Annotated in this window: 22 protein-coding genes; 18 read left to right on the plus strand and 4 right to left on the minus strand. The window is 45.1% G+C overall.

Annotation, left to right across the window (positions count from 1 at the left end):
- Positions 1 to 8: 8 nt before the first annotated feature.
- The 6 genes from DWX57_RS14785 (at position 9) to DWX57_RS00605 (ending at position 10,876) form a co-directional block, all read left to right on the plus strand.
- Entirely contained in the window at positions 9 to 3,002 is a 2,994-nt protein-coding gene (locus tag DWX57_RS14785) for a DUF7305 domain-containing protein (RefSeq protein WP_442872074.1), read from the plus strand.
- Positions 2,986 to 4,248 (plus strand): hypothetical protein, encoded by a 1,263-nt coding sequence (locus tag DWX57_RS00585; RefSeq protein ID WP_120122844.1) that lies wholly within the window; start codon positions 2,986 to 2,988, stop codon positions 4,246 to 4,248. The genes DWX57_RS14785 and DWX57_RS00585 overlap by 17 nt, the downstream gene beginning before the upstream one ends.
- A complete protein-coding gene (locus DWX57_RS00590; RefSeq protein WP_120122845.1) occupies positions 4,245 to 8,912 on the plus strand; it encodes an RHS repeat-associated core domain-containing protein in 4,668 nt (1,555 codons plus the stop codon). The genes DWX57_RS00585 and DWX57_RS00590 overlap by 4 nt, the downstream gene beginning before the upstream one ends.
- A gap of 1 nt (position 8,913) precedes the next feature.
- On the plus strand, positions 8,914 to 9,312 hold the full coding sequence (locus DWX57_RS00595) for an Imm44 family immunity protein (protein ID WP_117875548.1): 399 nt from the start codon (positions 8,914 to 8,916) through the stop codon (positions 9,310 to 9,312).
- A 351-nt stretch (positions 9,313 to 9,663) separates the two neighbouring features.
- Positions 9,664 to 10,002, plus strand: coding sequence for a hypothetical protein (locus tag DWX57_RS00600; RefSeq protein ID WP_117875547.1), 339 nt, complete (start codon positions 9,664 to 9,666; stop codon positions 10,000 to 10,002).
- A 49-nt stretch (positions 10,003 to 10,051) separates the two neighbouring features.
- Complete coding sequence (locus tag DWX57_RS00605) at positions 10,052 to 10,876, plus strand: hypothetical protein (protein WP_120122846.1); 825 nt, start codon at positions 10,052 to 10,054, stop codon at positions 10,874 to 10,876.
- Between the two features lie 149 nt (positions 10,877 to 11,025).
- On the opposite strand, the gene DWX57_RS00610 is transcribed toward DWX57_RS00605, so the two are convergent.
- Genes DWX57_RS00610 through DWX57_RS00620 form a run of 3 tightly spaced genes read right to left on the minus strand, consistent with a single transcriptional unit; the run spans position 11,026 to position 13,013 of the window.
- The gene (locus DWX57_RS00610; RefSeq protein WP_120122847.1) at positions 11,026 to 11,934 is read right to left on the minus strand and encodes a redoxin domain-containing protein; all 909 of its coding nucleotides are present in this window, start codon (positions 11,932 to 11,934) and stop codon (positions 11,026 to 11,028) included.
- A gap of 40 nt (positions 11,935 to 11,974) precedes the next feature.
- Positions 11,975 to 12,880, minus strand: a complete 906-nt coding sequence (locus DWX57_RS00615; RefSeq protein WP_118016748.1) for a 4Fe-4S binding protein — start codon at positions 12,878 to 12,880, stop codon at positions 11,975 to 11,977.
- Positions 12,873 to 13,013 carry a CD1871A family CXXC motif-containing protein gene (locus tag DWX57_RS00620; RefSeq protein WP_243003495.1) on the minus strand — a complete coding sequence of 47 codons (141 nt, stop codon included), beginning with the start codon at positions 13,011 to 13,013 and terminating at the stop codon, positions 12,873 to 12,875. The genes DWX57_RS00615 and DWX57_RS00620 overlap by 8 nt, the downstream gene beginning before the upstream one ends.
- A 157-nt stretch (positions 13,014 to 13,170) precedes the next feature.
- On the opposite strand from DWX57_RS00620, the gene DWX57_RS00625 reads away from it, so the two are divergent.
- Together DWX57_RS00625 and DWX57_RS00630 are read left to right on the plus strand one after the other, a co-directional pair.
- Positions 13,171 to 13,809: a response regulator transcription factor gene (locus DWX57_RS00625; RefSeq protein ID WP_238050552.1), complete on the plus strand. Its 639-nt coding sequence runs from the start codon at positions 13,171 to 13,173 to the stop codon at positions 13,807 to 13,809.
- Positions 13,806 to 14,948 (plus strand): HAMP domain-containing sensor histidine kinase, encoded by a 1,143-nt coding sequence (locus DWX57_RS00630; protein WP_120122848.1) that lies wholly within the window; start codon positions 13,806 to 13,808, stop codon positions 14,946 to 14,948. Before DWX57_RS00625 ends, DWX57_RS00630 begins: the two co-directional genes overlap by 4 nt.
- 8 nt (positions 14,949 to 14,956) lie before the next feature.
- Here DWX57_RS00630 and DWX57_RS00635 read toward each other — a convergent pair whose 3' ends face one another.
- Positions 14,957 to 16,357, minus strand: coding sequence for an MATE family efflux transporter (locus DWX57_RS00635; RefSeq protein WP_120122849.1), 1,401 nt, complete (start codon positions 16,355 to 16,357; stop codon positions 14,957 to 14,959).
- 283 nt (positions 16,358 to 16,640) lie between these two features.
- Here DWX57_RS00635 and DWX57_RS00640 point away from each other — a divergent pair, with 283 nt between their 5' ends.
- The 10 genes from DWX57_RS00640 to gatB all read left to right on the plus strand — a co-directional run bounded on the left by DWX57_RS00640 (position 16,641) and on the right by gatB (position 25,906).
- Entirely contained in the window at positions 16,641 to 17,270 is a 630-nt protein-coding gene (locus DWX57_RS00640) for a hypothetical protein (RefSeq protein WP_120122850.1), read from the plus strand.
- Positions 17,260 to 18,240: a biotin--[acetyl-CoA-carboxylase] ligase gene (locus tag DWX57_RS00645; RefSeq protein ID WP_120122851.1), complete on the plus strand. Its 981-nt coding sequence runs from the start codon at positions 17,260 to 17,262 to the stop codon at positions 18,238 to 18,240. Before DWX57_RS00640 ends, DWX57_RS00645 begins: the two co-directional genes overlap by 11 nt.
- Before the next feature lie 163 nt (positions 18,241 to 18,403).
- A complete protein-coding gene (locus DWX57_RS00650) occupies positions 18,404 to 19,612 on the plus strand; it encodes an NADP-dependent isocitrate dehydrogenase (protein WP_015533231.1) in 1,209 nt (402 codons plus the stop codon).
- A 196-nt stretch (positions 19,613 to 19,808) separates the two neighbouring features.
- Entirely contained in the window at positions 19,809 to 20,192 is a 384-nt protein-coding gene (locus tag DWX57_RS00655) for a VOC family protein (RefSeq protein WP_120122852.1), read from the plus strand.
- Positions 20,193 to 20,219: 27 nt separating this feature from the next.
- Positions 20,220 to 20,753, plus strand: coding sequence for a nitroreductase family protein (locus DWX57_RS00660; RefSeq protein WP_120122853.1), 534 nt, complete (start codon positions 20,220 to 20,222; stop codon positions 20,751 to 20,753).
- A 23-nt stretch (positions 20,754 to 20,776) separates the two neighbouring features.
- Complete coding sequence (locus DWX57_RS00665; RefSeq protein ID WP_120122854.1) at positions 20,777 to 21,838, plus strand: zinc finger Ran-binding domain-containing protein; 1,062 nt, start codon at positions 20,777 to 20,779, stop codon at positions 21,836 to 21,838.
- A 231-nt stretch (positions 21,839 to 22,069) separates the two neighbouring features.
- Positions 22,070 to 22,471: a hypothetical protein gene (locus DWX57_RS00670; protein ID WP_243106135.1), complete on the plus strand. Its 402-nt coding sequence runs from the start codon at positions 22,070 to 22,072 to the stop codon at positions 22,469 to 22,471.
- A gap of 227 nt (positions 22,472 to 22,698) precedes the next feature.
- On the plus strand, positions 22,699 to 22,986 hold the full coding sequence (gatC, locus tag DWX57_RS00675; RefSeq protein WP_120122855.1) for an Asp-tRNA(Asn)/Glu-tRNA(Gln) amidotransferase subunit GatC: 288 nt from the start codon (positions 22,699 to 22,701) through the stop codon (positions 22,984 to 22,986).
- 22 nt (positions 22,987 to 23,008) lie between these two features.
- Positions 23,009 to 24,472 (plus strand): Asp-tRNA(Asn)/Glu-tRNA(Gln) amidotransferase subunit GatA, encoded by a 1,464-nt coding sequence (gatA, locus tag DWX57_RS00680; protein WP_173794534.1) that lies wholly within the window; start codon positions 23,009 to 23,011, stop codon positions 24,470 to 24,472.
- 3 nt (positions 24,473 to 24,475) lie between these two features.
- Positions 24,476 to 25,906, plus strand: coding sequence for an Asp-tRNA(Asn)/Glu-tRNA(Gln) amidotransferase subunit GatB (gene gatB / locus DWX57_RS00685; RefSeq protein ID WP_022217158.1), 1,431 nt, complete (start codon positions 24,476 to 24,478; stop codon positions 25,904 to 25,906).
- Position 25,907 lies beyond the last annotated feature (1 nt).

Raw genomic sequence — 25,907 nt, forward strand, 5'->3', positions numbered from 1 at the left:
GAATAGAGATGCCGGATATCACAGAAGAGCTGACCGAATACACATCAGCAAACGGCGTATGCTATGACGCTTCCACGCAGTTTGGAAGCGACAGCATAATCATTGATACATCGCTTTATATAAACGGCGATGCCGCATTCAATACGACAGAGTTTATGGGACAGGGAATCATATATGCAACGGGAGCGGTTACATACAATGCGGGAAGCATGAGCACAGCGAACGGCTCAAGGCTGTTTATTGCCTCAGAGAGCGGAGACATTACCATCAATGGTTCCGGGATATCAATGAATGCCGTTCTGTACGCGCCAAACGGCTGTGTATGTATCAATTCAAACGAACTGAACCTGAATGGTCGCATCATAGCAAAACAGGTATGTATAAACGGAACAAAAGTAAATATAAATGCAGGACCGTGTGATTTGGACATGCTTGATTTCATCTTCAAGCCAGAGATTGATGTAGCGGCAGATGGTACAAAGAAAGAAAACCGCAGGGTCAGCCTGTCCGTGCAGGAGATTATGAACACGGAATACATACAGAAAGAGAATACGGTCTGGAGCATAACCAGAGACGGGGAAGATGCCGGACAGTATTATGCTGTGGATGAAGAAAATTCAGATTATTTCCACAGGGAGATGATTTTTAGGGAAGCCGGCACTTATATGGTGTCTGTCACCGTGACAACAGGGAAGGTCAATTACACGGTTACAAAAGAACTGGTGATTGAGGAGGATAAAGCGCCATGCGCTGATTTTGAACTGTCGGATAAATACTTTATGCGTGATGAAGAGGGGAAGACATATGTGCACATAGACGACAGTTCGGTGTCACCGGATGGAGATACTATAGGCAGACGTGTGTGGACGATATATTATGATAAGGACAACAATGGAGAGTTTGACGAATCTGAGGGCACGGTAATCAGCGACGAAAATGAGGCGGCTGTTGATTACACGACAGAGAACGTCGGCAGATATAAGGTATCGATTACAGTGTACGAGACCTTTGACGACACAATACCAAAGCTCCTGACGGAAGATGCGTATCTGCATGATGATACATCGGGCAAGGCTGTTTCGGAGTGCGTGTTTGAAGTAGGCAATGAGGCGCCGACGGCAGCGCTTGATATTGAAAAGTCAAAGTCGGCTGATATAGTATTCACGGTCGGCGAGACCGATGCTGACACCATGGCTGTCTATACGGAGAAAGCCGATGAGCTTAAGACTCTGCTTGCAGAGAACGGGATAGACGCCAAGGTGGATGCTGTGTCCACATCCACATATACCGCGCAGGACACATTTGCGTGGAAGGAATACGGACACTACAACTGCGACGGCTACGCAGAGCACATCATATATGAAGAAGATGCCATCAAGATGATAGGATATTACAGTTCTCCAAAGAAGGATTTTCTTTATATAGCAAATGACAATCCTGGGCAGAAGACATTTGAATTCGATTTGCAGCGTGATAACACCGACTGGCACAGCATGGAGGGCGGCGGCTTCCTGTTCAACACAACGGTTTCCGATGATGATAATTATATAAAGGGATTCTGTATACTTGTGACTCGGTCGGGGCTTAAACTCGTCCGTATAGACTGCGACAACCTTCAGAGATTCAGAGACGGCGGTGTAGAGTGGGTGCAGAATGTCGGTCAGCTTTTAAGGACATACAGCATACCAAATCTGTATGCGGAACATCATTTCAAGATAGTGGTTGACAGCAGCACCATATCGGTGTGGGATGGGGACACTCTTGTGATAGATAACTTTGTTCTGCCTGAAAACGATTATGGCTATGGGTTTGGACCTATCACAAGTCAGGCATGGCACGACTGTTGGCAGAGGTCATACTTCACATTCAAGAACATAACCATGGAGACAATGACTGGAAGCAGCCTTTCGGATATTGTAGACGGATATGACTGGAGGGCAGGGGCGTCACATTATGTGCTGAACATAAGCAGCGCTGAGGTGCCGGAACTGGTTTCCGATGACGCCATGGCGGAGCTTGCGGCTGCACTCATAAGAAATCAGGCGGCATTTGCCGGAATCGGCAGTGATACAAACGAAAGTCAGTATCTCGGACTTTTAAATGCCGCGAATACGGGCGGCATGTACGTATCACTGGACGACCTATCTTCCAAGATGGACACGATAAACACGTACATACTGCAGTCTGTACTCAGCAAGGACTACAGCATAGACAAATACATAACAACAGATGATATAATCACCTACAAGGGTTATTATCAGGATGCCGAAAATGATAAGATATATGAAGAACAGTGGGGGTATGAATACGATCCGTCGGCTTTCACGTCGTCGTCAGGTGAGGCTGAAAATATAGTAAAGAAAGTGGACGAGCCTATTACGGTGTTTGAAAATACGGGAGCATATTCCATACGGCTTGCAGTAAGGGACAATCCGACGGGTGACAACGATGCTCTGGACGGGTACCGCCTGTGGTCTGATACGGAGCAGTATGACAGGCTGCTTCTTGTACAGACACGCCCTGCTGCGTCGGTTTCCGTAACGGTTTCGGAAGACAGTGAGGACAGCTCGGAATGTATTGCAAATGCAGTTTATGAGGCTTATGATGCAGACCACACTGATGACAGCACACAGGGTATACGAGAGGAATATTTCTGCTACAAGAATGTAAAAGACGCGGGATGGACTGAGGGCAAGCTTCCGAACAGGCTTGCAGCAGGGTGCACATATCTGGTTAAGTATCAGGTAAAGGATGCGGAGGGGACGCTGTCTTTCCCTGCCGTGGCGGTTGTGTGTACTACTGAGCCGGGAGTATACGAGGAGATTGATGATACGGTTCCGCCTACGGTGTATATAGACACAGCAAAGACAGAGATAAAAGTGGGAGAGGAACTTCTGATAGACGGATATGCGCTGGATGATTACGGCGTGGATTCGTATGAGATGTATATAGACGGGGAGCTTGTGCCTCAGCTCTTTTGGACGAGTGATATTAACTCCTGACAAGGCTGGTGAGATAAAAGTAAAGGCGGTAGCCACGGATATCGGCGGCAATACTTCCGAGAAGGAAATCACCATCACCGTGGTGGACGACAGGGACACTACGCCGCCTGTGGCAGAGATTACATCACCAAATTCGGGTTCGGAGCTTGGATTTAATATACAGATAAAGGGAACAGCTGATGATGAAACCAAATTTGACAGCTATACACTTTCGTACCGCGCGCAGAGTGAAGATGAGTATCACGTCTTTGCCGAGGGCAGCGAGGCAGTGACAGATGACGTACTCGGAACGCTTGACGTGTCGGAATTTACTGCCGGCACATACGATATACGGCTTACCGTAAAGGATGCGGCGGGAAATGTCTCTTACTATGGCATAACCCTGTATATCGAGGTGGGTACGGGTACATCGTCATACGCCCTTTCGGGTTCCATCGACTCGATATCACTGTCCGAAGACAAGTCGCAGATAGATATAAAGGGCAGTGTAAACGCGGAAGGAAATTTAGACAGATACTCGCTCACATACAGCTTGGGCGGGTACGGCGACAAGGTGACCATATCGGAAGGCACGGAAGAGGTAACAGACGGCATACTTGGCTCCATAAACACGTCAGAGCTATCGGGCGGAACTTATTACCTGACGCTCACTGCCACGGATACAAATGGCAACAGCGGAACTGCATCGGCGTCGTTTGGGTATACCGTGGGGACATCTTCGATTGAAAATGAGAACACGGGCGAGATAGGCAAAGACAGCGGAAAGGAAGAAGAAGGAAAAGAAGAAGGCGGCGGAGAAGAACAGAAGCCGGAGACGCAGGACAAGCCGTTCTCTGTCAGCCTGTCATACAGTCAGGCTGCAATAGGAACTGCGGTCAAGGTACAGGTGACACTGCCGTCGGATATTGATGAGAGTACTCTGGTTATATATAAGGGCGAAGAGGAGATAGCAAGCGGAACGAGGAAGACGGAATTTACGTCCGCAGTGTCCGGAAAAGTTAGGATAACCGCAGTCGGAACGGACACAGCAGGCGAGAAAAGACAGGTGACTGCTTACTGTAACCTCTTCAACGACAAGGACAAGAAGGCTCCCGTAGCGGAGATAACATCGCCTGCGATAGATGAGGCGCTTACGGAGCCTGTGGACATAACAGGCTCGGCATATGATGAGACGGAGCTTGATTACTGGAAGCTGGAATACCGCATGACAGATTCCTACTTCTCTCAGAAGGTACAGAGAAAGTGAAGGACGGTACTCTGGGACGACTTGACACAACCATGCTTATGAACGGACAGTACACCTTAAGGCTGACGGTATGCGACAAGGGCGGCAACAGGACGAGACTTGAAAATGATTACGTGGTAGAAGGCGGTCTCAAGGTCGGTGCCATGAACATAGGCTTTACCGACATAACGGCAAAGATGGGCGGTTCCACGGTGACTGTAAACCGCATGTACGACAGCAGGAATAAGCAGCAGGGCGACTTCGGTATCGGCTGGACGCTCGGCATATCAGGCATGAAGCTGTACGAGACAAATGATATAGCAAACGGGTACCAGATGACACAGTCGGGTTCCCTGTTCTCAACAGCATACCAGATAAGCGAAACGGTAAGCCATGACGTAACCGTGACATACGGCGACGGGACAAGCGACAGATTTGAAGTATCGCTTTCACCGGAGCGCAGGGCGCTCGTGCCGATATCCGAGGTGACGGTATCATACAAATGCGTGACAAGCCAGAAGGTGAAGCTCGAGATTATAGGCGATACGACTGCATACTTTACAGGCAACGGGCTGATGTTCTACGAGGACAGCATGTTTGACGACCTGAAATACAAGCTCACCAACAAGGACGGCGTGCAGATGTACATGACGGCGGATGGCGGCGTATACAAAATAGCTGACACCGACGGCAACGTAATAACGGTTGATGAAAACGGATACCATGCGGAAAACGGAAAAAGCATCATATTTGACAGGGACAGCAAAGAGCGTGTTACGGCGGCGACGGATCCGAACGGGAACACCACGAAGTACGCATATGACGATGCGGGCGACCTTATAAGCGTGACTGACAGTGCAGACCGCACGGTGAGCTTCACATACGACGCGGAGCACAACCTGATATCAATCACCGACCCGATGGGCATAGCAGTGGCAAGGAATGAGTATGACGATGACGGAAGGCTTATTGCGACCATAGATGCGGACGAGAACAGAATAGAGTACGATTATGATGTGGACGGAAGAACGGAAGCGGTGAAGGACCGCAGAGGGAATACCACGGTATACACCTACGATGACAGCGGCAACATACTCCAGACGGTGGATGCATGCGGAGGAAAGACGACAAATACCTATGATGACATGGGAAATCTTCTCTCGACAACGGACGCAAACGGGAATACCACAGGCTATGACTATGACTCATCAGGCAACGTGACAAAGGTAACCGCCGCAGACGGCACAGCCGTTTCAAGTGAATATACACAGGATAACCTTGTGTCCGGCATACAGATGATGGACAAGACCGTCATGGCAATGGAGTACGATGACTATGGCAGACTGACAAGCCTGACTGACGCTGACGGCAATGATACGGAATACACATATTCGTCAGACGGAAAACTCACGGGAGTAACTGACGGGATAGGAACCGTCCAGACGGTGACATACGATGCGGACGGAAATGCTGCTTCCACCACAAACGGTGCGGGCGAGACAGCATCATACACTTACGATAAAGACGGAAGGTGCACTTCGGTGACGGTCAGCCGGATAGAGAATGGTGAGACGCTCACATTCACAAGCACCTACAACTACAACGAGGCGGGAGACATTATCCAGAGCGTTGACAACTCCGGAAACGTGACGGCATATGAGTATGATGCGGATGGAAACATGATAGCATCAACCGACGCAAAGGGACGCAGAATCACGTATGAATATGATGACCTCGGCAACACGGTGAAAACTGCATACCCGGACGGAACATGTGAGACTTTCGATTATGACGCAAACGACAACAACACGTCGGCGACAGACCGAAGCGGGCAGACAGTGCAGATGGAGTACGATAAGCTGAACCGCCTTACGAAGAAAACATACGCTGACGGGACAAGCGAGACATACACTTATGACGCAGCAGGCAACGTGACGTCAGTTACAGGCACAGGCGGCGGAAAGACCACCTATGCATACGACTGCCGCGGCAGGAATACTTCCGTAACGGACGCACTTGGTAACACAACCGTGTTCGCATACGACGAGGCTTCGAGACTTGTATCTCAGACGGACGCGCTTGGCGGCGTGACGTCATATGAATACGATGACAACGGCAACGTGACAAAGACTACGTATGCGGACGGCAACAGCGTAACTGCTAAGTACGATGCGAGAAGCAGAATCACTGAGCAGAAAGACCAGAACGGCAGTAAGACGGAGTATGCCTATGACGGCGCAGACCGTCTTGCAGGCGTGACAGACGCAGACGGCGGAACCTACACCTACGGCTATGACGGAAACGGCAATCTGGCAACGGTTACGGACGCGCTTGGGAACACCACCACCTACACTTATGATGCAGGCGGCAGGGTGTCCACGGTTAAGAATGCTCTGGGCGGAACTGCTTCATACGTATATGATGAAACAGGAAACGTGGCGAAGTACACAGACTGTGCGGGAAATGTCACGACATATGTCTATGACGATATGGACCGCCTCACGGAGAAGAACGTGTCAGGAGAAAAGACTTCATACACCTACAGCAAGGCGGGACTTCTCACAAAGGTCACGGACGGCATGGGAACCGTAAGCTTCAGCTATGACAGCTATGGAAGACTCACAGGAAAGACAGACGCAGCAGGGAATAAGCTGACGTATACCTACGACAAGTGCGGCAGGCTGTCGTCCATGGACAACGGATTCGGCGGAACAAAGTACGAATACGACATCATGTACCGCGTGACGCGTGTCATAGACAGGAACGGTCAGGCGACGGTGTACGAGTATGACGCCCTCGGCAACAGAAGCGCAGTGTGCTATCCGAACGGAAATGTCATGACATACACCTACGATGCGTGCAGCAGGCTCAAGGAAGAGTGCATAGTAAACGCAGACGGTGTGACGCTTGCAAAGTATACCTACGGTCTGGGCAAGGCAGGGGAACGTCTCAGTGTGACTGACATCACAAACGGCATAGAGACTGACATCGCGTATGAGTACGACAGCCTGAACCGCCTGACGAAAGAGGTCATAGAACGCGGAGACAACAAACTTACAAACGAGTACGGCTATGACAGTGCGGGAAACCGCACGTCAAAGGAAACCAAGGTTAAGGGTGACATCACGGAGCTTGCGGACACGCAGCTTGACGAGGTGGAGATAACTGAAGGTACGACTACTTACACATACAACGCCTTAAACCAGCTCGTAAACGAGAAGTCAGATGACGGAACCATCACGTATACATACGATGCAAACGGAAACCTGACGGAGCAGGCGGGCAGAAAGACGGCTTCCTACAGCTATGACGCGGAGAACCGTCTGACTAAGGCGACGGTACAGAGCGGCAACAGCGTCACGATAGAGAGCTATACCTATGACTATGCAGGCAACCGCACATCGAAGACAGTCAATGAAGACAGCACGGTATATTACGTGACCGACACGAGCGGAAGTCTTGCATATGTGGCAGCCGAGATGGATGCGGACGGCAAAGAGACTGCTTCATACACCAGATGCGACGGCGAGCTGATGTCGATGGAAAGAAGCGGGGAAGTATGGTATTATCTGTATGACGGACTTGGCAGCACAAGGCTTCTTACAAATGAAGCGGGACGTATCACAGACAAGTATGCCTACGACGCATACGGCAGCCTCCTGAAAAAGAGCGGCGGCACTGAGAACGACTTCCTCTACACGGGCGAGCAGTATAATGCGAACACGGGGCTATACTACCTGAGAGCAAGATACATGAATCCGGGCACGGGCACGTTCATAAGCATGGACAGCTATCAGGGAAGCCTTTACGATCCGATAAGCTTGCACAAGTATCTGTATGCGAATGCGAATCCGGTTACGTATACGGACCCGAGCGGATATTTCTCACTACCTGAACTTAGTGCTGGCATGACAATGTCGCAAGTGTTGTCATCATCGTGGAAATTTATAGGACTAAACACTTTGATAGGCTCTTTAACTGGAGCGGCTGTTGGAGCTGTTGATTCCATTTTAGGAGGAAATAATTTCTCGACGGTATTGCAGGATGCTTTTAAAGGACTTTGGCAAGGGGCATTGTTTGGATGTGTTCTATCTTCTTTAACATGTTTTGCAACAATTAGTCCAATTTGCATGACCTTGCTATGTGCCTCACAGAAATTATTGTTGGTGAGCGGAACGGTAGGTGTAGCTATATCGGCTGAAGAAGGACATCCTGCTCAAGCAATATTTCGAGCCATCGTGTCAATTTTTGCATATAAAAGTTTGGGCAAAATAATAGATGGAGTAGACATAGCTAAATTAGACGGAGCAACTAAAGGTTATAGTCAAGATGCAAATGGTAGATGGCACAGATCCAATGGGCAATTTGCATCAAATTCGGAAGTTGGGATAACAGGTAAGACAGCGAGTGGAAAAGGTGTTCATGGTAACTCATTGACCAATAATTTTAATAAAAATTATGGATATGCATTGATTGATAAGAATACAAGTGAGGTACTTAAATTTGGAGAAACTTTATATCCAGACACAAGATATACACAAAGTTATTTAGATAGCATAAATGCAGAAATGAAAGTATTGGTCAGTGGACAAAAATTAGATATTCATTTATGGCAGCATGATATGAACATGTATTATTTTTATAAATATGGAGATTTTCCACCGCTGAATAAGAAAGGTTGGTAGTATGGAAATAAATATTAATTCGCCACAGTATTACACAAATGAATTTGGGATAGATGACGATATATATAATCTGTGCCAAGATATTCATGAATACTTTAAAAACAAATGTTACAGCGAAAGTATTGATATAGTTGGAATAATACCTATAATTGCTCCTAAGGAGACGATAAATAAAGGCTTATGTAAAAGAGGGTATCATTGTGAACCAAAATATGGATTTGCAAGCGTCAGGGAGTACATAGATTATGAAGAGTATGTTTCTGCGGATGTTGAAAAGAAAAAAAAGTTAATGCTTCAATGTGTTTTAAATTCTGTAAAAACAATAAAAACAAAGGGAAGGATAGACTTTCAAAAATTCAAAGAGGATTTTGATGTTTTTTGTAAAGAACATAGAATTTAAAAAACGGCAAAAATTAAGCGGATTGTAAACATCGTGATTTAGAGCCCTCAATGACGTGGCAGTCGGCTTCATGTGCGACGGCATGTGCAAGACATCACTCGGCATCATCCTAAAGTCGATGATGGCAATATTCGGTCTCGGAAGCTAGGTTGACCAGATATAGGAAGCAATAAAGAGCGGCGATCCTGTGGAGATAGCGGTGCGGTTCGTGCAGCTTACGTGTATGCTGTTCGGGCTCACAAGCCAGTACTTCACGGGCGACACGCTGGTTTCGGCGGAATACGGGCTTACGCCGATAGCTGACATAGAGGCAGGAGACTATGTCTGGTCTAAGGACACGGAGACGGGAGAATGTGTTCTCAGGGAAGTGACGGAAGTTTCTCACTGTCGGAGACATCGGTTGAAACGAGTGGACAAGCCTGTCTGCAAAGCGCAAATGCAATTAATGCTATGGTTATGCTCAATATCGCAAGGAGCCTTTGGGGAACAAAACGGAGTTCCTATGTAGTATATACACTCATGGTTGCATTCCATACAAGAAATTGGATAGAAGATGATGGCGGTATGGTAGGATACAATATGATAAATGGTATAGGTGCAGGAAATAAAAATAAAACAATATATCATGATAAGTCAAATGAATATTTTAAAGACTACCCATCGTTGATTAATAATTATATTAGCGAATAGATAAATGCAATATATGAAGATATTGGTGCATGGTGGAAGGTAAAGTAATATGGGAACATTGGAAGTGGACAAGAGTCTTAAAGCGGCGTTTAAGGAAACGCTGGAGCCGCATGGGTTCAAGAAAGTAAAGGGGAGGTATCCGCACTTTGTGAGGATGGCAACTCCCGAGATTGTTCAAGTCATCAACTATCGGCTGGAGCAGGCGCTGTCGCCGCAGTTGGAGGAAAAACGATTTGAAGTATACTGTGCGGTCGGCAGTATATACCGCCCGGAGATTAATCTGAACCGGTCTGTGTATGCCAGCATGGATTGGATAAATACAACACAGCTAGATATGTATTTTACGGCAAAGCGAAATGGAATACCGGTTTACGAGAATGAACAGCCGAGAGTTGATTATATCATCAAAAAGGGAGATGAAGCTTCTCTCAGAGAACAGATTGCGTTTGCCATGACAGGAATTGAGCATTATGTAATTCCGGCATTTGACAAGGTGGTGGATTTAAAGACTTGTGTGGATTATTTGGAACTATATGGCTTTGATGAGTTGGAAATTAGTAGAAAAACTGAATGTAATGGGGATGTATTTATTTTGCCGGCAAAGTATCCGAATAAAGAATCCTATAGAGTGAAAGTGCAAAATGATTTCCAAGAGGCAAAGAGAAGTGTGATGCAACGTATTTCGGAGGGAAAAATGACACAGGAGGCAGGCAGGGAAAAGTTGCTTTGGTGTGAAGAAAGCTATAATGATGATATCGAACAATACGGAAGATTTTTTGAAGATGAAACAACTAAAAAAGAACTTGAACGATTAAAGGCAGAGCGAGCAGAAAAAAATATAAATGCAATACGTGCGATGGGAATCGAAGTATAAACGAGGATAAAAAGGAAGGGAGCAAGCATATGAAATTTTATTGCACGGGAAAAGGTCATCTGGTTTCTTGAAAACCAGATGACCTTTTTTGAAAAGCAGAAAGGCTTCTTGTCCTTTCATTAGTATATTCAATTTAAAGTCAACTATAATTATTTATCCTTGTTATCAGCGTCGATCACTGACTTGATCTGTTTCATAAGAGAGTCATAGTTGTCCTGATTGTCGATTCCTCCAAGCATAGGTTCTCCGACAATATTACCATTTCTATCGACTAGTATGGTTGTAGGAAATGCCATGATGTCGGAGGCATACTTGCCTATACTTGAATCAGAGTCAATGGAGATATTGCGGTATTTTGCACCCTGGCTGTCAAGAATGGCTGCGGCTTCCTTGATAGCATCTTCGTTTCCGTCAAATGTCTCTGTGTTGATACCTACTACCTCGCCTCCCATCGATTTGATGGCATCGTTCAATTCATTAAGCTTGGATAATTCTGCGACACAAGGCTTGCAGCCGGTAAACCAGAAATTAACGACAGTTACTGCATTATTGGAAAACAGGCTTTCGTCAACAGAATTACCATCCAAATCCTTGCCGGAGAAACTATTGAAAGGTGTGATTTCTTCGGAACTGTCGTTCTGGTCGGTGCTATCTGATCCTGTATTATTATTTTCGATTTCGGATATCTGCTTTTCAATCTGTCTGATGGTTTCAATATCATCGTTAAGTGTTTTAAGTTCATCATCTGTAAAGGATTCCTTGTTTGATTCAACGGCGCTGGCCAGATAATCGGCATAATCTCCGCTTGGATCAGCGCTGCTTTTATTCATCATGCCAAATACCTTGTTCCATACATCCTGGTGATCTGCAAAGATCTGGTTCTCCTGTTGATATAAATCATCCAGCTTCGTGTTGGAATCGTCCGCAGCTTCAGTGGTGACTTCTGCCTGGGTTTTTGGTGAACTCTCAGTTGTGGCAGATCCTGATCCGTTACATGCCGTGAGAGATAATGCTGCACAGAGAGTGATAATAGATATTAATGTTTTTTTTGTCTTCATAAATAATTGCTCCTTTAAATAATATTAGTGTGGTTGATTGTTACATGTTGGTTTTGGAAGATTGCTTATGTCCTTTTTGGGAACATGGCTTTCCCATAAACTGATAGTGGATCGCATCTTTTGGACATGCCTTCATACATGCTCCGCATCGTATGCATTCCGGATGATTTGGTGTTTTGCATACATCTACATCCATTTTGCATGCCTTTGAACACTTACCGCATCCGACACATTTGCTGCTTTCAACCTTGATACTCATAAGGCTGACCTTGTTGAATAATGAGTAGATTGCGCCGAGAGGACAAATCCATTTACAGAAGGGTCTGTAGAACAGAATACTCAGAACGACAACTGTAATTAAAATAAGGCATTTAAATGAAAACAGCTTTCCAAGAGCAGAGCGTATAGCTGCATTTCCGAGTGAAAGTGGTATAGCACCTTCCAGAACACCTTGTGGACAAATATACTTACAGAAGAACGGGTCTCCCATTCCTATGGAGTTCGTTACAAGCATCGGCAGAAGTATAACGAAAACAATAAGGATTATATATTTCAGGTATCTTAGTGGTTTCAGCCTGGCTGTGGAAAACTTTTTCCCGGGGATTTTGTGAAGCAGATCCTGAAACCATCCAAATGGACACAAAAACCCACATATAAATCTTCCGAGGATCACACCGATTAAAATGAAAAAACCGGTTATGTAGTAAGAAAATTTAAATTTGGATGATCCGACGACCGCCTGAAATGCACCAATGGGACACGCTCCTGTTGCAGCAGGACAGGAGTAACAGTTTAGTCCTGGTACGCATACTGTTTTTGCATTGCCCTGATAGATCTTGCCTTTAAATAAATTGGGGATGTGAATATTGGTAAGCAGCGTGGCTGCTGCCTGTATCCATCCGCGTATTCTGGCTGTTTTTTTTGACAGTGATTTGTTCTTATCCAATTCCTACACACTCCAGACATAATTTTATTGCTTTGCTGAGCACGGCAGCCGCTTCACCTCTGACTGCACCATAGCTGATCATTGCCATACCCGTGATGAGTAAAATGATCTGAGATATTTTCCTGTACTTCAAGTTATTGCAGCTCCTTTCATGATTGTGTTTGTTGACCAGCTGACTTGGATATTATACAATAGCTGTTGTAAAATTTTTGTTAAGAAGGATTTTTGTTAAGAAACAGGTGACAGTTTTGAGATTATTGATAGTTGAAGATGAGAAGCAGATATGTGATATGGTTGCGAAAAGCCTGTATGATGCCGGGTATGAGGTGGATACCTGTTATGACGGAGAAGAGGCTCTTGAATGCATTCTGTCAGAGGAATATGACCTGATCGTTCTGGATCTGAATCTGCCGGGTATGGATGGAATGGAGATTTTAAAGGAACTCAGACAGAAAAATGAGGAGACAAAGGTTATCATATTATCTGCGAGAGGGCAGATAGCGGATAAGGTTGAAGGGCTGGATGCAGGTGCAAATGATTATATGGAAAAACCATTTCATCTGCAGGAGCTTGAGGCGCGTATCAGAAGTCTTACAAGAAGAAAATTTGTACAGAAGGATGTATGTCTGGAAAGTGGCGGGATAAAGTTTGATACGATAAAACGTGAGGCATACGCAAAAGGAGAAAAGGTTCCCCTTACAAGAAAAGAAAATGGAATCCTGGAATATCTGCTTCTTAATCTGGGCAGACCGGTAAGCCAGGAGGAATTGATGGAACATGTCTGGGATGCTTCGGTTGACAGTTTCAGTGGAGCGATCAGAGTACATATGTCTTCGCTGAGAAGAAAGCTTAAGGCAGTGCTTGGATATGATCCGATTTTGAACAAGGTGGGAGAAGGCTATAAAATACGAGAGGAGTCCGACAGATGAAAAGAATGTCGCTGCAGTGGAGGCTTACCTGTATAATCACATTATATATTGCGCTTATATGTGGATGCCTTACTTTGCTTGTCTATAAAAATGGAGTGTATTATATTGATTCTCTGCAAGAAACCGTTGATGCCCAGGGAGATGATAATGGGAGCGGTACTGATGAAATATATATCAGTATTCCGGAGGATAAGTGGGATGAATTTGCAAATGACTTTTCTGTTAAGGTGTACAATAATAAGGCAGATTACAAGAAAAACAGCCTGATAATTTCTGCCCTGCTGGCTCTTCTTGGCGGAGTAGCCACATATTTTATAAGTGGGCATGCACTAAAGCCGATCGGGGAGTTTTCTGATAAAATTGAAGAGGTACAGGCACAGAATCTGGCAGATTCACGGATAGAAGAAAACAATGTTAAAGAACTGAACCAGCTCAGCGTTTCATATAACAAGATGCTTGAACGCCTCTCGGATGCATTTGAGATACAGAGACAGTTTACTGCAAATGCAGCACATGAGCTCAGAACTCCACTGTCTTTAATGCAGATACAGCTTGATTCATATAATTCTTCCCGGCATCCGGGAGATGATGAAGTCACTCTGCAGACGATAAAGATGGTCACTGAACAGAATGAGAGACTCAGCAAAATGGTAAAGACACTTCTTGATATGAGTGAGCTTCAAACTGTGAGCCGGGATGATAAAATAATGGTCGATGCGCTTGTTGATGAGGTATTGGCGGATCTGGAACCTCTTGCACAGGAAAAGGATATAGAACTTATTGGAGAATGTACGGATGTAACGATGATAGGAAGTGACATCCTTATTTACAGGATGTTATACAATCTTGTTGAGAATGCTATAAAATACAATCACGCAGGAGGACGGGTTACAGTGACAGCGCGTCAGAAGGAAAAACACGTTTACCTGTCAGTAGAGGATACCGGAAATGGTATCCCGGAAGAATTGAAGGATCGCGTGTTTGAACCTTTCTTTCGCGTGGATAAATCCAGAAGCCGTGAGCTTGGCGGCGTAGGACTGGGACTTGCTTTTGTCCGCGAGATCGTGATAGTGCATGATGGCAATATTGCAGTTAAGTCTAATCCGTCTGGAGGAACGATTTTTGAAGTCGTTTTATAAAGTGAGCATTATATTGTTGCCGTTGCGGATTTGGCACGGCTAATTTTATTTTCTCCGAACTTTCGTCTCAGCTGTTTCATAACCCACAGGTACGCAGGTATCAGGAAGAGATCAGCACATACCCATGCAAGCGGACTTCCTAGTGATACGCAGATGAAACCGAAATGAGGCACCAGCACGAAACCGGCAACAGAACGGGCGATCATCTCACATATGCCTGCAAGTATGGCGAAAGTCGAGTAACCAAGTCCCTGTATCATGAATCTTACGATATTCACAAGAGCCAGGAATATGTAGAATGCGGCATTGATAACCACGAATTCATATATGTAGCCGATAAGCTCAATCTGTTTCTTCTTTACAAAGAGAAGTGCAAGCTGTTTTCCGAACACGATGGAGAAAGCCAGAGCCACGAGGGCATATATGATTCCCATCTTGATACAGGCTTTAAGGCCCTGATCAACACGGTCAAGACGCCTGGCACCAACATTCTGACCTCCGTATGTTGCCATGGTGGAGCCCATTGCATCGAAAGGACAGCACATGAACATGCAAATCTTGGATCCTGCTGATACGGCTGCAACATATGTTGAACCCATATCATTGACTGCGGTCTGTAGAATGACACTGCCTATGGCTGTTATGCTGTACTGCAGTCCCATAGGCAGACCCATACCGCAGAGCTTAAGGCAGTGGCGCATGCTGAATGTCCAATCCTCTTTACTGAATTCAAGATACTTCAGTTTCTTTGTCATGTATATCGTACATATGATTCCTGACACTGCCTGTGAAGCTACTGTGGCAACTGCAGCTCCGGCGACGCCCATAGGAACAACAAGTATAAGATCAAGTATTATGTTGACAATTGATGAACCCACAAGGAATATGACAGGTGTGATACTGTCTCCGAGTGATCTCAGTATCCCGGCGGTCAGGTTGTAGAGGAAGGTTGCCGGAATGCCCAGGAATATTATAAATATGTATATATATGCATCATCGATGATATTCGAAGGTGTTCTGAGAGCCTTGAGTATCTGCATGGTAAAGATACTTACTGCCACTGTTATAACAGCAGCCAGTGCAACGGATGACCATATACTGTTGATTATATAAGCCTTAAGAGCCTTGAAATCCTTCGCACCGTAAGCCTGGGCAACAGGGATTGCAAATCCATTGCAGATTCCTATACAGAATCCGAGTATCATGAAGTTGATGCTTCCGGTGGAACCCACCGCCGCCAGCGCGTCCGTTCCCAGCTTCTGACCGACTATGACAGAATCCACCATATTATAAAACTGCTGAAATATCAGACCAAAGAGAAGGGGCAGACCAAAGTTCAATATAAGCTTTGAAGGTTTTCCATCTGTGAGGTCTTTTGTGCCACTGATGCGTGCGATAAAATTCTTCATGTAATTCACCTCTCCAAAATTGTTATTTACAGGTTGTTTTCACGATACTGTGTATTTGCTAGTTAATCACCTTTTAATGATTATATATATGGAAAAAAGGTGATTAAACGTGGTAAAATGTAAACACTTTTGTAATGCTGAAAACTTGATATATATTAGTCTCTGAACTAATATAAGTACAGTCGTAAAAGTGATGAAAAAAGAGAAAATAATTGTGCATAAAGCGCATGGATACGAACCGGGATGATATCAGTAGTGATCATGACCTGGCAGGGGATATGGAATGAGTAGAGATAGTGATAAAAAAAAGAACAATAAAAAACACAGAGAAGAGATTAGAAATATAAGCAGCATAGAGAATGGTACTTCGAGAGCCTACAGGCAGAAGGTGCTTGTCAGACAGGCTGGAAAGCTCGTGGACGAGCTGGAGCGCGCAAGGCGTGAAGAACAGGAGACTCAGGCAGATGGAATCATCAGACAGAAGGTAGTCAAGAGAAAGAGCACCAGGATAGCGTACAGGGTGGTTGGCATAATATTTGTACTGGCAGGTATAGCACTTGTGTGGTGGGCTATGGGAGGTCACTACAGAATGATAAAGGCTGCTATTGCGATTGCGGCCATGGCATATGGATTTTATGTGGTCAAGGCTTCATTTAGAAAGTCTGCATATGATATGACATATCTGTTTGGTCAGGATGTTGTAACGATCATTCAGAAGAGAGGCAGTAAGGTGATACCGTATGAGACTATTACAGGGTATATCATGATAGAGCCTGATCCTGAATTGAAGTATTATATAATTAAGTTTGACAGAGGCAGGGAGAGTTACATAGTTCCATTTGCCGGATCAAAAGGCAAATGTGAGGCGGTATACGATATCCTGAGAGAGAAGGTAAGAACTGATGAAGAATAAAATACTTGAAAAGCTGCAGAACAGTGATGGATATGTGTCAGGACAGGAGCTCTGTGAGCTGTTGGGGGTATCCAGAACAGCGGTGTGGAAGAACATACAGGCACTCAAGAATGAAGGTTATGTGATCGAGGGCGTGAACAACAAGGGATACAGATTGGTGAGTGAGCCTGATGTAATGTCTGAGGAGAAGATCTCAAAGTATCTTGAGACCAGAACATTTGCCAGAAAGCTTTACTATTATGATGAGACGGATTCAACGAACACCCGTGCCAAGATAGTCGGGGAAACTGACTGTGTTCACGGAGCTCTGTTCGTGGCAAATGAGCAGACTGCAGGAAAGGGACGAAGAGGCCACAGTTGGAATTCTGATAAGGGCACGACAATATCCATGTCGTATCTGCTCAAGCCGGACATAGATATTTCCTGTGTGTCAAGGATAACTCTGGTGTCGGCGGTGGCACTTGCCAGAGCGTTCAGCAAGGTGGAGGGAGTAAAGCCTCAGATTAAATGGCCGAATGATGTGTTGTCTGATGGAAAAAAACTGGTCGGAATCCTCACAGAGATGAGTTCCGAGGGAACTGACATAAGCTATGTTGTTGTGGGAATAGGCATAAACGTGTATAACCGAAGCTTCCCTGAGGACATAGCAGACAAGGCCACATCAATACTGCTGGAAAATGGCAAGGGCTGTGACAGATCATGGTTCATTGCACAGGTGTCAAATGAATTTGAAAAGCTATATGACGAATTTATAAAGAATAAGGACCTGGGATTCCTTGTTGATGAGTACAACAGTTATCTTGTGAACAGGGATAAGCAGGTGTATGTAATAGAGGGGGATAAAAAGACAGAGTACACGGCGCTTGGACTTTCAAAGGATGGCGGACTTCTGGTGAGGGATGCCGATGGCGAGGTTCACGATATAATATCCGGGGAAGTATCCGTGAGAGGAATATATGGATATGTGTAAGGCTGAAAAAAATAGCTGATCAAGAATATGGTTATAGGGCTTAAGAAAATTAATAATTGGTATGTATAATTCAAAAAAACTAGAAATATAGCCCCTTATAGTTTATAATCGGCAGTGAGTATATAACAAAACTTAGAAAACACAAAGATGGAGGACATAAAACATGGAAAAGATTCAGATGACCACACCACTTGTAGAGATGGATGGAGATGAGATGACCAGAATTCTCTGGCAGTATATCAAGGATGAGCTTATTTATCCATTTATCGATCTCAAGTCAGAGTACTATGACCTTGGACTTGTACATAGAAATGAGACAGATGACAAGGTAACATTTGACTCAGCATACGCAACACAGAAGTATGGCGTAGCTGTAAAGTGTGCTACTATCACACCTAATGCGGCAAGAGTTAAGGAGTACAATCTCAAGGAGATGTGGAAGAGCCCTAACGGAACCATCAGAGCGATCCTTGATGGTACAGTGTTCAGAGCACCTATCGTAGTAAAGGGAATCGAGCCATGTGTTAAGAACTGGAAGAAGCCTATCACCATCGCAAGACATGCATATGGTGATGTATACAAGAGCGTAGAGATCGATGTTCCAGGTCCTGGAACTGCAGAGCTTGTATTCACAGGCGATGACGGACAGGTTATAAAGGAGACTATACATAAGTTTGATGGCCCTGGTGTTCTTCAGGGACAGCACAACGTGGACAAGTCTATTGAGAGCTTTGCAAGAAGCTGTTTCAAGTATGCGCTTGATACCAAGCAGACATTGTGGTTTGCCACAAAGGATACCATATCAAAGAAGTATGACCATACATTCAAGGATATCTTCCAGGAGATATTCGATGCAGAGTATAAGGAGCAGTTCGATGCAGCAGGTATTGAGTACTTCTACACACTTATAGATGATGCGGTTGCCCGTGTTATGAAGAGTGAAGGCGGTTACATCTGGGCATGTAAGAATTATGATGGAGATGTAATGAGTGATATGATCTCATCAGCATTTGGTTCGCTTGCCATGATGACATCAGTTCTCGTATCCCCTGATGGAAAGTATGAGTACGAGGCAGCACACGGAACAGTTATGAGACATTACTACAAGCACCTTGCCGGTGAGGAGACATCAACCAACTCAGTTGCAACTATCTTCGCATGGTCAGGAGCACTCAGAAAGCGTGGAGAGCTTGATGGAATCCAGGCACTTCAGGATTTTGCAGACAAGCTCGAGGCTGCAACCATCAAGACTATAGAAGATGGCAAGATGACAAAGGATCTGGCTCTCATCACAACTCTCGAGAACCCAACAGTCCTCAACAGTGAGAACTTTATCAAGGCTATCAGAGAGACACTTGAGGGTATGCTCTAAGAATGAAATTGTGTAACGGGCTGATTACAGACGTTGCTTTTAACGGGATATCACCTTTATTCATACAAATGGATAAAGGTGATATTTTTTATGCCATTGTGGAAAATGTGGCAATGGGTTAAAATAGCTTATATAGCGTGCATATAGTAGTTTGTCTATCTGAGTGTAGCGTATAAGATAATGAGGAGTTGCATTTATGAGAATTGAGCATGTTGCGATGTATGTGAATGATCTTGAAGCTGCGAAGAATTTTTTTGAGAAATATCTGGGAGCATCAGCAAATGAGGGATATCATAATAAAACGACGGACTTCCGTTCATATTTTCTCACATTTGATGATGGCGCAAGGCTTGAGATAATGAACAGGCCGGGAATGGATGATCCTGAAAAGCCACTTAACAGAACCGGATTGATACATATAGCGTTCAGTGTGGGAAGCAAAGAAAAAGTTGATGAGCTTACCAGACAGCTTGCGGAGGATGGCTATGAGGTGATAAGCGGACCGAGGACGACAGGCGATGGCTATTATGAGAGCTGTGTGGTCTGCATAGAGGATAATCAGATAGAGATAACAGTATAGGAATGACAGAATAGGAGGTAAAAGGCAATGGATAATCAGGTATTAGAGGTAATAAAAAAGAGAAGCTCAGCGAGAGCATACAGTTATGAAGAGGTTACGAAGGAGCAGCTTGAGAAGGTCATCGAAGCTGGGCTTCAGGGACCTACAGGTATGAATAAGAAAGAGATACATTTTACAGTTGTTAAGGGTGATGCTCCAATTCTGGAAGAGCTTGATGCAGAGAAGCGTGCACTTCGCGGACAGGATAAGCAGCCTCACAATTTCTATTATGAGGCTCCGGTGCTCATATTCTTAAGCGCTGAGGATGACTTCAAGTGGAGCAAGGTGGATTCAGGAATTGCAGTTCAGAATATGGCTATAGCGGCAGAGAGCATGGGGCTCGGAAATCTGATAATCGGTTGCGTGTATGATGCACTTCACGGGGAGAAGAAAGCATATTTTGACAAGGCACTTGCAATACCGGAGGGATATTCATTCCAGATAGCTCTTGCCGTTGGACACAAGACTGACAACAAGACACCACATGATTACGATGCTTCTGTGCAGGTAAGTTATCTGTAGTATATACGGGGAGGATATTGTATATGGGAAAACTTGTGATGGGGTATTGGGACTGCCCTTATTGTAGTACGAAACATATAGAGGGAACGAGGCGCGAGTGCCCTTCCTGCGGAAAGCCGAGAGGACAGGAAGTTAAGTTCTATATGGATGGAGTGAGGTATCTGTCTGAGGAGGAGAGCCAGACAAAGGGAAAAGGTGCAGACTGGTTATGTGATCACTGTGGAAACTATAATTCTGCTCTCAATACACGGTGTAGCAGCTGCGGTGCTGAACGAGGTGCGAAGGATAAGGGGTATTTTGACGTCAGGAAAGAGCAGGACGCAAGGAATGCCAGGAATGCATCAGGTACAGGAACGGCTGCCGGCGGACAAAACAGCGGGCAGGGCAATCGGAAAAGAGGACATTCATTTGGTGCTTTGAAGATAGTACTGATCGGCATGCTGGTGATAGCGGCGATAATCGGACTTACAGCAATCATAACCATGCCAAAGAAGAGAACAGTCACAGTCAAGGATATGACATGGAAGACCAGTGTTGATGTGGAGAAATATATTCTGTGTGATGAAGATGACTGGGAACTCCCAGAGGGCGCTACGCTAAAGACTACGAAACAGGAGGTCCATCATACAGAACAGGAATATGTTGGTGAGCGTGAGGAGACCTATGATTCATATGAGGTGATAGGTTCCCATGTGGAGTACAGTTATGAGGATAATGGAGATGGAACCTTCTCTGAAGTTGCAAATAATGTGGATGATTACGGATATGTGACGAGAACGAGGTCTGTTCCTGTGTACAGGGATAAGCCGATATACAAGACGAAATATTATTATACAATATGGAGGTGGAAGTACAACAGGACGGAGACTGCGGAGGGCGGTGGAAAGACACCGGAATATCCAGAGCCTCAGCTCACAGACAAGGAGAGACTAGGGGAAAAAACAGTTGAATATGAAGTCACATGCGAAGTGAAGGATAAGGAAAAGACATATAAAGTTGAAAAGTCTATATATGACAAACTTGACATAGGTGAGACATATAAAGTCAAGGCTGACTCTGAGGAGATAGTGAGTATCATAGAGTAAAGACTTAAGAACACGGAGGCGGGCAAAAGTGACAAAGTAGTCAAAGTCTGGTAAGGATATTCAGATATTGAGAGACCATTCTGACCTGCCTGGCTCATCCCCGGATGGATAAGACATAGTGAAAATTATGTCGAATCTGTTCGGGGATTTTTTTATTATAACGAATATGCAGCTCATAGCAGTTATATGCTGCAAAGCAGCTCTGCAACGGAGCTAATGGGGGACTTTGGTGTGATATGTTTTGACACACTGTGTGCACAGACACATCTTCACAGTAACTTTATCACAAGGACACTCAGTGCAAATTCAAACTCGGGACTCAGAAATTCGTATGGAGTATATGAGGAATTCTACTTTGAAAATGCGGAACGGATGTGTGGCTGTGTGTCGGATGCAGGAACAGTGATAGCTCCAGAGGCAGCGGTAAATCTCGGACACAACTGGGATGGTTGTGTGGTGAGTGAAGTATTCTCAAACGGAGGAGAGTTCCACAGAGTACCGGGAAATAATTTCCCTGATGAAGAGCCAACGACAATTGAAATAGGACATAGAGCTGGGCTACAGCTTGGTCGTGTTCAGGAGATAGTCTGGCTTAGCAGACGCTTCAACAGAAGTGATGATGAGATAATTTAAATAGAGTTACAGCACCGCCATGTATGCAGCGTTTTACATGGCGGTGTTTTGCGTAATACAGGTAAAAATGCCCATAGTCTTGCATAATATCCTGGAATGTGATATATTTTAGAGGAATTTTGTGGTACAAAATACCATGGCGGGAGAATGTGTTTACATTATTTGACACAGAATAATAAGAAGGCACATTCTTTATTTTTGCTCATTAAAGATAGGAGAACAAGAACATGACGATAACTGATGAGACAATTGATTATGTTGGAATCCTTGCTAAGCTTGAGCTCTCCCCTGAGGAGAAGGAGCAGGCAAAGAAGGATATGTCAGACATGCTTGATTATGTCAGCAAACTGAATGAACTTAATACAGATGGTGTGGAGGCTATGAGCCATACATTCCCATACAACAATGTGTTCCGTGAGGACGTTGTCGTAAATGGAGACGACAGAGAGAACATGCTGATGAATGCACCTGAGCAGAAGGACGGATGCTACAAGGTGCCAAAGACATTTGACTAGGAGGTAGGCTGAAGTGAATTTAATGGGTATGACGGCTGTAGAGCTGGGAAAAGCTATTAAAGATGGACAGGTGAGCGTAGTTGAAGCGACACAGGCCTGTCTTGACAGCATCGAGGCGTGCGAGAAAGATTACAATAGTTTTGTCACGGTTGATCGTGAAGGAGCACTTGCCCAGGCTGAGGAAGTGCAGAAGAAGATAGATGCAGGAGAGCTTAGCGGTCCTCTTGCAGGAGTGCCGATAGCAATAAAGGACAATATGTGCCAGGAGGGTGTGCAGACAAGCTGTTCATCCAAGATTCTGTCAAATTTTGTTCCGACATATACTGCTGAGGCCGTTGTAAAGCTCAAGGAAGCAGGAGCGGTTATAGTAGGACATACCAACATGGATGAGTTTGCCATGGGAAGTACAACCGAGACATCATATTTTGGTGAGACAAGAAATCCATGGGATACAGATAGAGTTCCAGGTGGTTCATCAGGTGGATCAGCGGCAGCAGTTGCCGGTGAGGAGGTGCCATGTGCCCTCGGTTCAGATACCGGTGGATCTATCAGACAGCCGGCTTCATTCTGCGGTGTTACCGGAATCAAGCCAACCTATGGAAGAGTGTCAAGATACGGACTTATAGCATACGGTTCATCACTTGACCAGATCGGACCACTTGCGAAGAATGTAGAGGACTGTGCGACGATCCTTGAGATCATATCACAGTATGACAAGAAGGATTCAACATCAGTTAACAGAGATGACAATGATTTCACAAGCGCACTTGTGGATGATGTGAAAGGCCTTAAGATCGGTCTTCCAAGAGACTATTTCACAGAGGGACTTGAGCCTGAGATAAAGGAAGCTATATATGGTGTTGCTGAGGCGCTCAAGGCAAAGGGTGCAATAGTTGAGGAGTTTGATCTCGGTATGGTTGAGTATGCTATCCCTGCGTACTATATTATAGCATCAGCAGAGGCAAGCTCTAATCTTGAGAGATTTGACGGAGTAAAGTATGGATACAGAACATCAGAGTATACAGATCTCCACAACATGTACAAGAAGAGCCGTTCGGAGGGATTTGGCCCTGAGGTAAAGAGAAGAATCATGCTCGGTTCATTTGTACTGAGCTCAGGTTACTATGATGCGTATTACGTAAAGGCTCTCAAGGCAAAGGCTCTCATCAAACAGGCGTATGACAAGGCGTTTGAGAAGTATGATATCATCCTCGGACCTGTTGCTCCAACAACAGCACTTAAGATGGGAGAGTCACTCTCAGATCCTATCAAGATGTATCTGGGCGATGTATACACTGTTCCTGTAAATCTTGCAGGACTTCCGGGAATATCACTTCCATGTGGAACTGACAAGAATGGAATGCCTATAGGTGTGCAGATGGTTGGAGACGCATTTGACGAAAAGACCATTATCAGGGCAGCGTATGCATTTGAGCAGACTAGAGAGTACAAGAGACCTGCACAGGTTTCAGAAAGGGGGCTGTAAGAGATGGCAAAGACATATGAGACAGTCATCGGACTTGAGGTTCATGTAGAGCTTGCGACCAAGACAAAGATATTCTGCGGCTGCAGCACAGCATTTGGAGGAGCTCCTAATACACATACATGTCCTGTATGTACAGGAATGCCGGGCTCACTTCCGGTACTTAACAAAGAGGTTGTAAATAAAGCGATTGCGGTCGGCCTTGCAACCAACTGTACGATCACACAGAACTGTAAGTTTGACAGAAAGAACTATTTCTATCCGGACAACCCACAGAACTACCAGATATCACAGCTCTACTATCCAATATGCAGGGATGGTAAGGTTGAGATAGAGGTTGACGGAGTTAAGAAATATGTGAGGATCCATGAGATACATATGGAGGAGGATGCAGGTAAGCTTGTCCATGATCCATATACAGACAGCTCACTTGTGGATTTCAACCGTTCAGGTGTGCCTCTTATAGAGATAGTATCTGAGCCTGACATGAGATCTGCGGAGGATGTAATAGCATATCTTGAAAAGCTCAGGGAGACGATACAGTATCTCGGAGCTTCAGACTGTAAGCTGAATGAGGGATCCATGCGTGCTGATGTCAATCTTTCGATCAGAGAGGTTGGCTCAGAGGAGTTTGGCACACGTACAGAGACCAAGAACCTGAACTCATTCAAGGCCATTGCCAGAGCCATAGAGAATGAGAGAGAGAGACAGATCGATCTCATCGAGTCTGGTGAAAATGTTGTCCAGGAGACAAGAAGATGGGATGATACTAAGGAGTATTCATATCCTATGAGATCCAAGGAGGATGCACAGGATTACAGATATTTCCCTGATCCTGACCTTGTACCTATCCACATCAGCGATGAGTGGCTCCAGCAGGTAAGGGATGCACAGCCTGAGTTCAGAGACGAGAAGAAGATAAGATACAAAGAGGAATATGCGATTCCTGACTATGATATAGACATCATCACGGCCTCCAAGAAGCTGGCAGATTTGTTTGAGGACGCGATTGCACTGGGAGCACCTGCAAAGAAGGTTTCCAACTGGATCATGGGAGAGACCATGAGACTGATGAAGGAGAACAGTGTTGATGCGGAAGACCTGAAGTTTTCAGCGGAGAATCTTGCGAAGCTCATCAAGCTTGTTGATGACAGGGTTATCAATGGCGGTGTTGCAAAGGAAGTGTTCGAAAAGATATTTGCAGATAATATAGATCCTGAGAAGTATGTCAAGGATAACGGACTTGCAACTGTTCAGGATGACAATGCACTTAAGGAGGCATGTCAGGTAGCCATAGATAACAATCCAAAGGCTGTTGATGATTACAGAGGCGGCAAGGAGAAGGCTCTCGGAGCACTTGTCGGACAGGTTATGAAAGCTATGAAGGGTAAAGCAGATCCTGGATCTGTCAACAAGATGCTTAGGGAGATGCTATAAA

Source organism: Coprococcus sp. AF19-8AC (assembly GCF_003603115.1).
GTDB classification, from domain to species: domain Bacteria; phylum Bacillota; class Clostridia; order Lachnospirales; family Lachnospiraceae; genus Coprococcus; species Coprococcus aceti.